Annotated in this window: 15 protein-coding genes; 9 read left to right on the top strand and 6 right to left on the bottom strand. The window is 58.7% G+C overall.

The annotated features are described in order from the left end of the window. Positions 1-50: 50 nt before the first annotated feature. Entirely contained in the window at positions 51-1,979 is a 1,929-nt protein-coding gene (locus tag ELQ88_RS03810; protein WP_128873830.1) for an ATP-dependent DNA helicase RecQ, read from the bottom strand. A 264-nt stretch (positions 1,980-2,243) separates the two neighbouring features. Between ELQ88_RS03810 and ELQ88_RS03805 the strand changes: the two genes are divergently transcribed. The 6 genes from ELQ88_RS03805 (at position 2,244) to ELQ88_RS03775 (ending at position 5,947) form a co-directional block, all read left to right on the top strand. After that, positions 2,244-3,317 carry a S8 family peptidase gene (locus tag ELQ88_RS03805; protein WP_138963730.1) on the top strand — a complete coding sequence of 358 codons (1,074 nt, stop codon included), beginning with the start codon at positions 2,244-2,246 and terminating at the stop codon, positions 3,315-3,317. A 270-nt stretch (positions 3,318-3,587) separates the two neighbouring features. Then, the gene (locus ELQ88_RS03800) at positions 3,588-3,920 is read left to right on the top strand and encodes a hypothetical protein (RefSeq protein ID WP_128873832.1); all 333 of its coding nucleotides are present in this window, start codon (positions 3,588-3,590) and stop codon (positions 3,918-3,920) included. 386 nt (positions 3,921-4,306) lie between these two features. Then, positions 4,307-4,606, top strand: a complete 300-nt coding sequence (locus ELQ88_RS03795; protein ID WP_128873833.1) for a hypothetical protein — start codon at positions 4,307-4,309, stop codon at positions 4,604-4,606. A gap of 84 nt (positions 4,607-4,690) precedes the next feature. Beyond that, a complete protein-coding gene (locus ELQ88_RS03785; protein ID WP_228761586.1) occupies positions 4,691-5,014 on the top strand; it encodes a YhfG family protein in 324 nt (107 codons plus the stop codon). Between the two features lie 32 nt (positions 5,015-5,046). Next, positions 5,047-5,400 (top strand): DUF1493 family protein, encoded by a 354-nt coding sequence (locus tag ELQ88_RS03780; RefSeq protein ID WP_138963728.1) that lies wholly within the window; start codon positions 5,047-5,049, stop codon positions 5,398-5,400. 61 nt (positions 5,401-5,461) lie between these two features. Next, entirely contained in the window at positions 5,462-5,947 is a 486-nt protein-coding gene (locus tag ELQ88_RS03775) for a helix-turn-helix transcriptional regulator (protein WP_138963726.1), read from the top strand. Between the two features lie 80 nt (positions 5,948-6,027). Here the strand turns inward: ELQ88_RS03775 and ELQ88_RS03770 are convergent, their stop codons facing one another. The 3 genes from ELQ88_RS03770 to ELQ88_RS03760 form a co-directional block, all read right to left on the bottom strand. Continuing rightward, the gene (locus tag ELQ88_RS03770; protein ID WP_128873836.1) at positions 6,028-7,569 is read right to left on the bottom strand and encodes a phosphoenolpyruvate carboxykinase; all 1,542 of its coding nucleotides are present in this window, start codon (positions 7,567-7,569) and stop codon (positions 6,028-6,030) included. Positions 7,570-7,750: 181 nt separating this feature from the next. Then, positions 7,751-8,653, bottom strand: a complete 903-nt coding sequence (hslO, locus tag ELQ88_RS03765) for an Hsp33 family molecular chaperone HslO (protein WP_128873837.1) — start codon at positions 8,651-8,653, stop codon at positions 7,751-7,753. A 193-nt stretch (positions 8,654-8,846) separates the two neighbouring features. Beyond that, positions 8,847-9,254, bottom strand: coding sequence for a S4 domain-containing protein (locus ELQ88_RS03760; RefSeq protein WP_128873838.1), 408 nt, complete (start codon positions 9,252-9,254; stop codon positions 8,847-8,849). A gap of 116 nt (positions 9,255-9,370) precedes the next feature. On the opposite strand from ELQ88_RS03760, the gene ELQ88_RS03755 reads away from it, so the two are divergent. The 3 genes from ELQ88_RS03755 to rimK are packed head-to-tail and all read left to right on the top strand — an operon-like array spanning position 9,371 to position 11,549. Then, positions 9,371-10,150 (top strand): EAL domain-containing protein, encoded by a 780-nt coding sequence (locus ELQ88_RS03755; protein WP_128873935.1) that lies wholly within the window; start codon positions 9,371-9,373, stop codon positions 10,148-10,150. A 35-nt stretch (positions 10,151-10,185) separates the two neighbouring features. Continuing rightward, positions 10,186-10,647, top strand: coding sequence for an ATP-dependent zinc protease (locus ELQ88_RS03750; RefSeq protein WP_178084736.1), 462 nt, complete (start codon positions 10,186-10,188; stop codon positions 10,645-10,647). Then, positions 10,644-11,549: a 30S ribosomal protein S6--L-glutamate ligase gene (rimK, locus tag ELQ88_RS03745; protein ID WP_138963724.1), complete on the top strand. Its 906-nt coding sequence runs from the start codon at positions 10,644-10,646 to the stop codon at positions 11,547-11,549. The genes ELQ88_RS03750 and rimK overlap by 4 nt, the downstream gene beginning before the upstream one ends. Positions 11,550-11,609: 60 nt before the next feature. Here rimK and ELQ88_RS03740 read toward each other — a convergent pair whose 3' ends face one another. Both ELQ88_RS03740 and ompR read right to left on the bottom strand, forming a co-directional pair. Further along, the gene (locus ELQ88_RS03740; RefSeq protein WP_128873840.1) at positions 11,610-12,923 is read right to left on the bottom strand and encodes an ATP-binding protein; all 1,314 of its coding nucleotides are present in this window, start codon (positions 12,921-12,923) and stop codon (positions 11,610-11,612) included. Positions 12,924-13,024: 101 nt separating this feature from the next. Further along, complete coding sequence (gene ompR / locus ELQ88_RS03735; RefSeq protein WP_064675389.1) at positions 13,025-13,765, bottom strand: two-component system response regulator OmpR; 741 nt, start codon at positions 13,763-13,765, stop codon at positions 13,025-13,027. Positions 13,766-14,028: the final 263 nt, after the last annotated feature.

Below are 14,028 nucleotides of genomic sequence, written 5' to 3'. Positions count from 1 at the left end.
GTTGGATGGCGAGCTTAAGGGGATGGGTGCACTCGAACATTGACCAATTCCTACAGGTGCATCTCGGCCCATTCCCGCACTTCGGCATAGGGATAGTCCTCCAGCGCCGCAAACCCCGAAATGGACCTGGCCTTGAGCTTGGTAAACAGCGGTACGCTGATCCCGCACAAAAACCGCGTCACACGCTCGGCCGATGGCGCGCTGGCGGTGTACTGCTCATGCCTGTGGATAAAATTGGCGCACAACGCCTCGAAGTTTTTATCCACAAGCGCCGGCAGCTCGGGGGGTGCCGGCAGTCGCGCCACTTGCCCGTGACACACCGAACAATGCCCGCATTGGCGCGGCGCATGCTCGTCACCGAAGTACGCCGCCAGGCGATAACCCAGGCAATGGTCGGTGGCGAACAGCTCGAGCATGGCATGAATCCGCGCGATTTCCGTGCGTTCATGCTGGGTAAAACTCGCATGCAGCTCGGCACTCAGGGCCTCGCTGTCGAAATCCGTTTGCAGCAGGCTGTAGACATCGGTCATCTGCTTGCTTTCAAGCTCTACCCAACCCTTCTCCTGGAAATAATCCAGCGCCTTGACCACTCGATTGCGCTCGGCTTGATACTGCTGGTACAGCGCATCGAAATTCACCGTGGCCCAGGTCCGCGCACGGGTGGAGGTCTGGATGATCGCCGCGACGAAGTCCCTGCGCTCACCCTCGAAACGCGCCAGCAAAAACTCGGGCTCCTGTAAATACTTGAAGCGGTATTCAGCGTAATAGGCGTAACGCGGCGCGATGATCCCGCGCAACTCCAACTGCACCAGCAAGGTCTTGAGCGGCAATTGGCGAATGTTGCTCTGATCCGCCAGCGGCCCCAGCAGAAACTCCCACTGCCCCTCGGGCGTGGCGGCTTGCAACTCATCCAGCACGCAACGGATGCCGTCCAGTTCCGGCGTGTCGCCGTAGACGAAATTTTCCAGCACATTGAGGCTGTCGCGGTTAGCCAATACCAGGCAGTCGGATGGCTGTCCGTCACGCCCGGCGCGGCCGATTTCCTGGCTGTAGTTTTCGATGGATTTGGGCAGGTCGAAATGCACCACGTTGCGGATGTCACTCTTGTCGATGCCCATGCCGAAGGCGATGGTGGCGACGATGCAATTGGACTGTCCGCCCATGAATCGTTTCTGGATCGCCTCCCGCTGCTCATGTGGCAGGCCGGCGTGGTAGGCCTCGGCCTGAATGCCGTTGCGGTCCAAGTGTTCGGCGATGTGCTCGGCGGTTTTCTGCAGGGTGACATAGACGATGCTCGGCTGGCCGGGACGCTCGCTCATCCACTCGACGAGACGCCGGCGCTTGTCCTGCCCGCGCACCGGTTCCACCAACAGATTGAGGTTGGGCCGATAGAAACCGGTGGTCACCACATCGTCCGGGGCGATGGCGAATTTGGCTTCCATATCGGCGATCACCTTGGGCGTCGCAGTGGCGGTCAGCAGCAGTGCCTGAGGGATGTTGAACTGACGCTGGTAGTCGGGGAGCTTGAGATAGTCGGGGCGGAAGTTGTGGCCCCACTCGGAAATACAGTGGGCCTCGTCCACCACCAGCAGCGAGATCGGCACCTGCTGCAGGAAATTGCGGAAACGTTCGTTTTTCAGGCGCTCCACGGAAATCATCAAAATCTTCAGCTCGCCGGACTTCGCCCGGGCCATCACATCGTTGGCATCCTCGCGGCTCTGGGCCGAATCGATACTGCCCGCCGCAATGCCGTGGCGCTGCAGGAAGGCCAATTGATCCTGCATCAGCGCCAGCAACGGCGAGACCACCAACGTCAGGTGCGGCAGCAACAAGGCTGGCAATTGGTAGCAAAGAGACTTGCCGGAGCCCGTGGGAAAAATCGCCGCTGCCGAGCGCCCGGCCAACACCGCGCTGACCGCCGCTTCCTGGCCGGGCCGAAACTGTGGATAACCGAAAACCTGTTCCAGGGTGTTGTGCATAAGCTGTCACTCCGTTGACTGCTGCGATGCCAAAAGCCTAGCTGGCGATCGCTGCGAGTCGAGAAAAGGTCTGGGGCAAAAACGATACGGGATGATACAGCGTCCATTGGGTCACCCTTCGCCATAGGTCGAAACAATCGGGGCACTTTGCCCCCATCCCGTGCGCCCGATTCCACCGGTAAGGTTTGCCTTCGAATCAACCACTCTGCGCGAAACTTCACGGCAGAACATGCGATGCGCGCGCAAATCCATCAAGGAACGATCATGCTTCAACCCTCCGGCTTTTCACTCGCCCCTGCGCTGGCGCTGCCATTACTGTTAAGTGGCTGCCTCACAAACCCTGTGCAGCCCGCCATCGATCCGACCCGGTTCGAAACACCTGAGTATCGAGCCCAGAAGGGCCTGGCAGTCATTCACGCTTCAACCCTTTATGCCCGCGGCGGCACCGGCCAAGGGGTGGCCGTAGCCCTGATCGACTCAGGCCTGAACAGCAGCCTGCCGGCGTTTCAGGGAAGAATCCGTGATCCGGGCTTCGATTATGTCGAGAACCGGGTCGGCACCCTCGACCGGATCGGTCACGGCACCCAGATGGCCGGCATTCTCGCGGCCAACAAGGATGACCATGGCATGCACGGTATTGCGTTCAACGCACAACTGATCCCCTTTCGTTTCGGCGACGACAACGAGCCATTTTTCTTTGACCGTGAGATTGCACAATCCTGGCAAGCCGGTTTCGACAAGGGCGCGCGCATTCTCAACAACTCGTGGGCCAATGCCATCCCGGCGACCGAGATCAACGAGGCACGCTACAACCAGGTCATGCCGGAGTCGTTGGTGATCGCGCGAAAACTGGTCCGGGACGGCGCGGTATTTGTGTTCCCGACCGGTAACGAACTGAAACGTGAACCGCTGGCCGAACCCGGCTTGCCACTCGCCCTGCCCGAACTGGAAAAGGGCTGGATCGCGGTGGTGGCATTGAAAAGCGACGGCAGCGGCATCAATGCCAAGTCCAATTACTGCGGTGTGGCGGCAGCCTGGTGCATCGCCGTACCCGGTGGCGATTCCGGCGCAGGGCAAGGTCTGCTGACCACCGGCAAGGACGGGGAATACGTACAGACCGCAGGCACCTCACCTGCTGCCGCGCTGGTCAGCGGTGCCCTGGCAGCCTTGCACAGCCGCTATCCCGAGCTTACCGCACAGCAAGTTCGCGAACGCCTGCTGGCAACGGCGAACCGGACTGGCATCTATGCCAACAGTGAAGCGTACGGTAGAGGCTTGATGGACCTTGAAGCGGCCTCGCGCCAGCCTCCGGCCAGCCGTCACGACCAGACACTTTAGAAAAGTCGTACACATTCTGGCGCGCATCGTACCGAGGGGTGTCGCGCTCCGCCTGACAAAACCGTGGGATTTTTTACCTCCAGGGAATCTGCTGTAAAAAAACGCGCAAACCTGTAGGTCGAATCCCAAGGGCAGGAAACCCCCTACAAAACCTGTCCATTGCGGCCATCTTGTCCTATGGCGCGTTCCGCTTCTATAGTTTCCGGCGAGGCTGAAACAGTGTGTCGGCCTGCTGGCGAGACTGCCCGACTTCCCACAGGACTGACCTCGATGAACAACCCCGATCCGCTCACAAACCGCTACCGCCCGCTCAGAACAAGCTACAGCGACACCCCCGTGCTGGTCATCGATACCGAAGCCGACCCTCACGAAATCCTCGACGCCGCCCGCCAACGCATCTGCGCCGCCAGCGACCTGCTCGAAACACTGTATTGCCTGTGTTTCAAACAGGCCGACGCGAGCGACATTCCCAACATCGTCAGCGCGCTGTACCTGCTGACCCAGGACGGCCACGAACTGCTCGAAGTGGCCCGACAGCGATTACCAAAAACCACCGCCAGTCGATGTCCCTGTGGGAGCGAGCCTGCTCGCGAAAAACGATAACTCGGTTCACCAGATAAAAACCAAACCGCTCAAACCCGGAAGGGATAAGTCTGTAGGCAATGCCCTATCCAAGCTTCATCCCGGTCCTACAACCACAGACGCCTTGTCGACTATCGCCAACCGGTAACTCATATCTATAGTCCGAACTGTCGCTGCCAAATCAGCGACTCAGGTTTGGTCACCTGAATTAGATCTACGCACGCACCCGTTGTATGCTGCCGGCGCTTTTTTGCGTCAGCACGCTTTATGGCGGCTGTGTTTGGGACGTCTTCGGGCGTACCGGGTAAGCGTGTGATCTCACCGGTTGACCAACCTGAACACAGTCGCCTCCCATCGTTTGGTCACGATGACGGCGACTCCTTTTGACGCATTCGAGATTGCACTTCATGAATAAATGGAATCCATTCACCCACGATCGCTACCGCCCACTCCAAACCAACCTCACCGATTCCCCGCCCCTGATCATCGACACAGAGGCCAACCCGCAAGACATCCTCGAAGCCGCCCTCCAACGCATCCGAGCCTCCAGCGAGCTGCTCCGAACCCTGCACTGCCAAGGCTTCGAGCAAGGCGACCTCAAAGACATCCCCCACATCACCCACGCGCTCTACCTTCTGACCCAGGACGGCTGCGACCTGCTAAAAGTCGCCCAGCAACGCATGCTGAACTGGAAAGCTCCAGCCTGAAATTGAGCGAACAAGTCGTTCTCACGCTCTGCGTGAGAACGATCAAAACGCGTTGAAAGCTACCATCAAACCCTGGAGATAGCCGTGAGCAAATTTTTTGATGAGCTGATGGAAAGCGTGCAACAGACTAACGAGATCCTACGGGGCGAGCGTCAGCCTTCCCGGGAATCTCATGTTGATGCGCCGACGATCATAATGAGTGAATTAACCTTCAAACAAAAACAAGCACATTACGAAAAAGTCCGCCGCTCAAACTACCTGGCGAGCCTGCACCTCGAAGGATTCGACACGTCACCAACGGACCTCGCCAAACAGCTACCTACGAGAGAAGAAGCACTCGCCAAATACCGACAAGACAAATCGCCGCAATTTGCTCCTGTCGTTCCCTCCGAGCCTGACGACCATTAAGATCCGCTCAAGATCAATCGGACGCACCCGCAATGAACCTCGCCCCCAACTTCCCCGACGACCACGCCATGCATCTGCTAATGCAGCTGCTGCACGAAGAACTCGGCCTGCCTGAACGCAAAACCATCAGCCTCATCACCTCGATCAACTTCGATTTGGGATGCGACGGCGCTGAGGGACGACACCTTATGGAAGCATTGGAAGAACAATTCGCAATCGACTTCATCGACTACGACGCTTATCGCTACTTCCAGCCAGAGGGATTTGATGTGTTCCTCAAGCGAAGGGCCAAGGGTCGTGGCGACAAAATCCCACTGACCATCGGCATGCTCTACAAAGCGATCAAGGCGCAACGGTGGGATACACAGACCTTGGAAATCGCCTAATCGAACACATAAGTGCCATTATTCTGGCTGTTCAGGCTAAAAAATGAAGGAATAATGGTACATGGCGAAGAAAACAGCGCCGCTACTGCCAGCAGCAACCAAGCTGCTCTCTGAGTTTGGCGAGCGACTCAAACTCGCACGGCTGCGCCGCAAACTGACAGCCAAGCAGGTTGCAGAAAGAGCTGGGATGTCACTTACAACACTGCGCTCTCTAGAGTCAGGCGGGTCGGGTGTAACAGTGGGGGCTTATGTGTCAGTGATGCTGGTGCTGGGCTTGGAGAAAGACTTGAGCAAGCTCGCCGCGGTGGATGAGTTGGGGCGCCAACTGCAAGACGCTCAATTAACCTCAAGAGCAGCCAGTAATCGCCAACGAGCACGCAGCGTTACTCCAGTGAAGGTATCGTCACCTGTTCGCGACAGGGAAACGGGAGCATTTGAAAGCCCCACCTCCAAATCGGACCTTGCTGCTGATTTCCCTTGGAACACTCACTCTTTATCCAATTTGCTAACCAAGAAAAACACAAAACCTGGTACGGGTAATCAATGACACAAATCTCGTGTATGCCCTTCTAGCGCCCACAAAAAAGCCGCCCCTAAAGGCGGCTTTTCCTTACATCAAACCAACCCTTACAACTTCGGCCCAGCAGCCTTGATCGCGTCGCTCACATCGAACTTCTTGAAGTTCTCAACAAACAACCCGGCCAGCGCTTTAGCGGACTCATCGTAAGCAGCCTTGTCGGCCCAGGTGTTACGTGGGTTCAACAGGCCAGTCTCAACGCCCGGTACGGCCAGTGGCACGTCGAGGTTGATGGTGTCGAGGTGTTCGGTTTCAGCACCGATCAACGCGCCGCTCTGGATCGCTGCGATCACGCCGCGAGTGGTCGGGATGTTGAAGCGTTTGCCGACGCCGTAGCCGCCGCCGGTCCAGCCGGTGTTGACCAGGTAGACCTTGGAGCCGAAGCCGCGGATGCGCTTGATCAGCAGCTCGGCGTATTCGCCGGCCGGACGCGGGAAGAACGGTGCGCCGAAGCAGGTGGAGAAGGTCGACTTGATGCCGCTGCCGGAACCCATTTCGGTCGAGCCCACCAGCGCGGTGTAGCCGGACAGGAAGTGGTAGGCCGCTTGTTCTTCGCTGAGGATCGACACTGGCGGCAGGACGCCGGTCAGGTCGCAGGTCAGGAAGATCACAGCGTTTGGCTCGCCACCGAGGTTTTTCTCGGAACGCTTGGCAACGTGCTCCAGCGGGTAGGCGGCGCGGCTGTTCTGGGTCAGGCTGACATCAGCGTAATCGGCGTGCTTGGCGTCATCGATCACGACGTTTTCCAGGACTGCGCCGTGCTTGATGGCTTTCCAGATGACCGGCTCGTTCTTCTCGGACAGGTCGATGCACTTGGCGTAGCAGCCGCCTTCGATGTTGAAGACAACGCCTTCACCCCAGCCGTGCTCGTCGTCACCGATCAGGTAACGGCTTTCATCGGCGGACAGAGTGGTCTTGCCGGTGCCGGACAGACCGAAGAACAGGGTCACATCGCCCGCTTCGCCGATGTTGGCGGCGCAGTGCATCGGCAGCACGTCGGCGGCCGGCAGCAGGAAGTTCTGCACCGAGAACATGGCTTTCTTCATTTCACCGGCGTAACGCATGCCGGCGATCAGCACTTTCTTCTGTGCGAAGTTGAGGATCACGCAACCGTCGGAGTTGGTGCCGTCACGTTCTGGAACGCACTCGAAGTTGGCAACGTTGAGCACTTGCCACTCATCACGGCCAGCCGGGTTGTACTTTTCCGGGTTGATGAACAGGCAACGACCGAACAGGTTCTGCCAGGCAGTCTGGGTGGTCATCTTCACGGCCAGGTAGTGATCTTCCGAAGCACCTACATGCACATGGGAAACGAAATGCTCTTGAGCGTTGTTGAACGCCTCGACGCGAGCCCACAGGGCATCGAACTTGTCGGCCGGGAACTTGCGGTTGATCGGCCCCCAGGCGATGGCGTCCTGGGTAGTCGGTTCTTCAACGATGAAACGATCGACTGGCGAGCGGCCGGTACGGTGACCGGTGCGAACAACCAGCGCGCCAGTATCGGCAAGCTCGCCTTCACCGCGATTGAGGGCTTCTTTAACCAGATCATCAACACTCAGATCGGTGTACACGGCGTTATTGGCTTGCGTCATAAGGTTCCCCGTCGGCCATTGGCCGAGTGTGCTCCAAACGTTTTGTAGTAGAAAGTCGTGCACTACTACCGCGAAAAAAGTGGGCCGGATTATGCCAGAAAAGCCCAAAAATAGTAGGGCCCTCCCGTCGTTACGGCGTTAATCCGGCACTAACCAGTGAATTTACCTGCGCTGAACCGTTTTAGTGACGGGTATCTGACGGCGTCTCGACGCCCGCACCGGCGAACAATTGAACGATATCGGCGGCGTCGAACAGGTAGCGCTCGTTGCAGAACTGGCAGTCGATCTCGATGTTGCCACCGTGTTCGATGACCAGTGCCTGCGCATCTTCAAGTCCCAAACTGACCAAGGCATTGGCAGATCGTTCGCGCGAGCAGCTGCAACGGAAGCGCAGTTTTTGCACATCGAACAGACGGACTTGCTCTTCATGGTAGAGGCGATGAAGTACGGTTTCGTTGTCTAGACCAAGCAATTCATCGGCGGTCAGGGTGCTGGCCAGCGCGGTGATGTGCTGCCAGCTGGCGGCGCGTTCTTCTTCATCTTTCAGACGGTCGGCGGGTAATTGCTGCAGCAGCAGGCCGCGGGCACGACGGCCATCGGCGTACAGCCAGAAGCGCGTATTCACCTGCTGCGACATGACGAAATAGTTGGTGAAACAATCCGACAGGGTTTCACCGTCGAGATCGACAATGCCTTGGTAGCGCTGACCCTGGGTCGGATCGACGGTCAGTGCCAATACGCCGTTGGGCATCAGGTCGGCGAGGGTCGCATCGGGTGCGATCCTGTCGGCCTCATAACGGGCCAGCCCGCGGATCTCACGTTCGCTGGAACATTCGATCATCAGCAGCGGCACCGGACCATCGGAGCGGGCCTGAAGAATCAGCAATCCATCGAACTTCAAGGTGCCGACCAGCAACGACGCCGCCGCCATCAGTTCGCCGAGCAGTTGTGCGACCGGCTCCGGATAGGGATGTTTGGCCAGGACTTCGGCATAGCTTCGCTCCAACGTAACCAGCTCGCCGCGGGTGTCGCTGTCATCGAAGATGAAGCGTTGGGTGTAGTCGGTATCCGTCAGGTCGGTCATAGGTCTGGGTATCTGAAGTAATGGCAATAGGGATACAAGCGTTTGTACATTGCGTCTGCTGCACCCATGGGGTGCGTTACGTGCAGCCAAGGCAGGCATTTTATGAACAATCCCGGGTTTGTTCCAGGCAAGGTGAAACCTGCGCCGGTCGGGCTTCGTGGGATTTCGCCCGAACGACACAGGATCAACGGGATTACTCGTCGTTGCTACTGCCGCGAAACTTGAACAAATCCCGTCGCTGTTTCTTGCTGGGCTTGCCATCGGTACTCACGCCCAGCGAACCGGCCTTGCGCATGGCAGCCGCCGCTTCGCGTTTGGCGACGCTGGCTTCGGTTTCGGCATAGAGCGCCTGAGCCTGCGGCGCGCCACGGCGCACAATGGATAACGCCTGGACCACCACCGTGCGTTCCTCGAAGCCTTGGCGAATCTGAAACTCGTCGCCGATCCTCGGTTCCTTGCCCGGTTTGCAGCGTTCGCCCCGGCAATGCACCTTGCCACCTTCTATCGCCGCCTTGGCCAAGGCACGTGTTTTATAAAAACGCGCAGCCCACAACCACTTATCGAGACGGACCTTGTCGTCCTCTTCCTGTTTTTGTGTCACTTGAATTCCTCTTTCAGCCCATAGTCGGAACTGTACTACCGTTTCTGTCGGGCGCAAGAACCCGGCCCGCCAGATAGAATGTGATCAAGGCCGGCTCACCGGCATGGAGTGATCGAGTGACTATATTTCCGTCGTCGTTGACCTCGCCCAAGGTCGGTTGTCAGGGCTGCCAACAGAGCGAGCCACTGGGCTTCGACTTTGCCTTCGCCTATCAACCGATCGTCGATTTGCGCGACCAGTCCATTTTCGCCCATGAAGCATTGGTACGAGGCGTCGCAGGAGAGGGCGCGCTGTCGGTGCTCGACCGGGTCACAGACGACAACCGTTACCGCTTCGACCAGCTTTGCCGGAGACGAGCCATTGAGGGCGCGGCAAATTTAAATATGCAGACACACTTGTCGATCAACTTTATGCCTAACGCCGTTTACCGTCCGGAGCTGTGTATTCGCAGCACCCTGGAGGCGGCAAAAAAACACGATTTCCCCATCGACCGGCTGATTTTCGAAACCTTGGAAAGCCAGCACGTAGATAACTATCGCCATTTGACTAATATTCTGCGTGAATACCGCGAATTCGGCTTCAAGACCGCCATCGACGATTTCGGTGCCGGTTACTCGGGGCTCAATCTGCTGGCTGATTTCCAACCGGACCTGATCAAACTCGACATGGCACTGATCCGCGATGTCGATCGCGATCGTGTTCGTCAGGCTATCGTTCGAGGGATTGTCACAATCTGTGCGGAGTTGGACGTTACAGTCATCGCCGAAGGCATCGAAAGTGCCGGAGAACGGGATTTCCTGGCGGACTGTGGAATATTTCTGATGCAGGGTTACTGGTTCGCCAGGCCTGCATTCAAAGCGTTGGCCCAGGTCACACCTGGCGCCTGGACGCGTTAATCGCCGGTTTTTTCCTATTGAAGACATTTGACCATTTGACCGTTGTCGGTCTGCGCGAGTGGGTGGCGCTCCCGGATTTGGGAGTCGCCGGCCTGCGGGCAAAAATCGACACCGGTGCCAGCACCTCCAGCCTGCATGCCACCGACATCGAGCCATTCGAGCGCGAGGGCGAACAGTGGGTGCGTTTTACTGCGCACCTGGGCACGGTGGTGCAGCTGCGTCACCGGCGCTGCGAAGCTCCGCTGGTGACGCGCAAAACCATTAAAAGCTCGAACGGCCACGCGCAGATGCGTTACGTGGTCAGCACGACCCTGGCCCTCGGTGATCGGGTCTGGCGGGTCGAGTTCACCCTCGCCTGCCGAAAGTCCATGCGGTATCGCCTGTTACTCGGTTCCAAAGCCCTGATCGACGGCCAACTGGTGGTCAATCCGGGCATCAAATACGTACAAGACAAGCCGGTGTTCCCGGTATCTACCTCCTCCACAGGTGTTGCATGAAGATCGCTGTGCTGTCGCGAAACCCGCGTCTGTATTCCACTCGTCGTCTGGTTGAAGCCGGGACCGAGCGTGGCCATGAAATGGTGGTGATCGACACCCTGCGCGCCTATATGAACATTGCCAGCCACAAGCCGCAGATCCACTACCGCGGCAAGCCGCTGGAAGGTTTCGACGCGGTGATTCCACGGATCGGTGCGTCGGTGACGTTTTATGGCTGCGCGGTGTTGCGCCAGTTCGAAATGATGGGCGTATTTCCGCTCAACGAATCGGTGGCCATCGCCCGCTCGCGGGACAAACTGCGTTCGCTGCAATTGCTGTCGCGCCGCGGGATCGGCTTGCCGGTCACCGGCTTTGCCCACTCCCCGGACGACATTCCCGATTTGATCGCGATGGTCAACGGCGCGCCGCTGGTGATCAAGGTGCTGGAAGGCACCCAGGGCATCGGCGTGGTGCTGTGTGAAACCGCGACTGCGGCCGAGTCGGTGATCGAGGCGTTCATGGGCCTCAAGCAGAACATCATGGTTCAGGAATACATCAAGGAAGCCGGCGGTGCGGACATTCGCTGCTTCGTGGTCGGCGACAAGGTGATTGCAGCGATGAAACGCCAGGCCAAGCCCGGGGAATTCCGCTCCAACCTGCACCGGGGCGGCAGCGCCAGCCTGATCAAGATCACGCCGGAAGAGCGCATGACGGCCTTGCGTGCGGCCAAGGTGATGGGGTTGGCCGTGGCCGGGGTGGATATCCTGCGTTCCAATCATGGTCCGCTGGTGATGGAAGTGAACTCGTCGCCGGGGCTGGAGGGGATTGAAGCCACCACCAGCAAGAATGTCGCGGGGATCATCATCGAGCATCTGGAGAAGAATGGTGGGCCGAATATGACGCGCACCAAAGGTAAAGGTTAATCGCCGAAATATATGGCGGCTGTAAGGCCGCCTTCGTCGGAATGACAGAGATGCCAGCGCTTAAACCGCATCCCGGGGCAACATCAACCCCAACGGCAACCGCACCCGCGCTTCCAGCCCGCCACCGGACCGGTTGCGCAGTTCGACATTGCCGCCATGCATCGAAGCAATCCGCTTCACGATGGCTAATCCCAGCCCGGTCCCCTTCCCGCCCCGGGCACGATCACCGCGGGTGAACGGATTGAAGATCGCTTCCAGCTCCGACGGATCAATCCCTGCGCCACGGTCCATGACACTCAGCACCACATAGGGTGCGCTGACATCCCCGGACACATAAGCCGCCACTTCGACCCCGCTGCCAGCGTGATGCAGCGCGTTGCCGATCAGGTTATTCAGCAGCCGCTTCATCGACACCCGCCGCAGGGGAAAGGGTTGAATCGGCTCCAGGCGCAGTTGGACTTTTTCTTCATTCTGGTTGTACGGCGCGGCGACTTCGCGCACCAGGTCAGTCAAGTCCACCTCTTCCACCGACTCGTCACGGCCATCGCGGATGAAAGCCAGGAACTGGTCGAGAATCGCGTCCATGTCTTCGATATCGCGCACCATGTCGTCCGTCAGGTCGCTGTGGTCGCCCATCAACTCCAGGGACAGCCGCAAACGGGTCAGCGGCGTGCGCAGGTCGTGGGACACCCCGGCCAGCATCAGTTCACGCTCGCGGCCAGCCTGTTCGACGTCTTCGGCCATCTGGTTGAAGGCACGGTAAACCTCGGTCATTTCACTGGGCGTGTCGCTGATCGGCAGGCGCACGCTGCGACCCTGGCCGAGTTGCCTCGCGGCAAACACCAGACGCTTCAAGGGTTGATTGAGCTGACTCACGAAGATCCACGCCGAAGCGGTCGACAGCAAGCCGATGGCCAGGAACCAGCCGAGGACGTTCCAGATTTTCTGACCGCGCAGAGGGTGCGGATACAGCGGCACTTTCAACCAGCCGTCACCCAGGCTTGGCGCCCGGACCCATAGCGCCGGTGGCGAATGCATGCGTAATCGGACTTCGGTGTCGGGACCCAATTCGGTCTGCATCTGCCGTTGGTAGATCTCGCTGTAGGGCCAGTGCTGCTCGCCTTCCGGCACGCCGGCACCCACCACACGAATCAGCGGCACGCTGTCGGCAATCTTTTCACGGTTCTCTTCATCGGCCGCCCAGTAGGCGCGAAGCGTCAGGGCGACGCCGTGGCTGTATTGGCGGTCCACCAGCACGTCCTCGTTCATCAACAGATAAACCAGGGTCAGCGCCTTGGAAAACAGGACGACGATCAGCACCAGCCACAGGGTGCGGGCGAAAAAACTTTGGGGGAACCAGACCGGGGTTTTCATGAATAACCGTTAACGCTTGCAGGAGCGAGCGATGCTCGCACATTGCGGTTGGCGAGTCTGCGGACAAATCATCCGCAAGACCCGCTCCTACAAATTGCCGATCACTTGGTGGCGGCGCCATCCGGAACGAACACGTAACCCACGCCCCATACCGTCTGAATGTAGCGTGGCTTGGATGGATCAGGTTCGATCATCCGGCGCAGACGGGAAATCTGCACGTCGATGGAACGCTCCAGCGCATCCCACTCGCGACCACGGGCCAGGTTCATCAGTTTATCGCGGGTCAGTGGCTGACGAGCGTTCATCACCAGTGCCTTGAGCACTGCGAACTCACCGGTGGTGAGCATGTGCACTTCGTCGCCGCGCTTGAGCTCGCGGGTAGCCAGGGACAGCTCGTAGTCACCGAAGGTCACGCTTTCGTCTTCGCTGCCCGGCGCGCCAGGCACCGGTGCTGCCTGGCGGCGCAGGACCGCTTTGACCCGAGCCATCAGCTCGTCCGGGTTGAATGGCTTGGCCAGGTAATCGTCGGCGCCCAGCTCGAGGCCCTTGATGCGACTCAGTTCATCGCCCTTGGCGGTGAGCATGATGATCGGAATCTGATTGTTCGCACCGCGCAGGCGGCGGCAAGCGGTCAAGCCGTCTTCACCGGGCAGCATCAGGTCGAGGACGACCAGGTTGAACACTTCACGCGCCAGCAGGCGGTCCATTTGCTCGGTGTTCGGCACGGCGCGGGCGCGGTAGCCCTTGCTGACGAAAAAGCGTTCCAGCAGGCTGCTGAGCCCGGGATCGTCGTCAACGATAAGAATTTTTTCGCCTTCAGCAATGTTTGCAGTGCTGCTCATTGGATGCTCCTTTGATCTCGGCGCGCATTATGGCGTAGCTGCCGTTATACGCACCGTGTGCATTGTTAGCAGATTTTTCCTTCACCGCCAGGAATCCGCGCATTGTGCCTGCAGCCTCTGATGCCCCCGAATGACCGAACGCTGGTTATAATGCGCGGCCTTTTGTGTCAGGCAACGTCTGATCATTACTGCGGTGGCTGCTTTTTTATTTTTACGGCACCGGCAGTAATTGTTCGATTTCACGGGTCAACGGGAAGCCTGTT

Source organism: Pseudomonas sp. MPC6 (assembly GCF_006094435.1).
Lineage (GTDB): Bacteria > Pseudomonadota > Gammaproteobacteria > Pseudomonadales > Pseudomonadaceae > Aquipseudomonas.
This window is presented reverse-complemented; position numbering and strand designations above follow the sequence as displayed.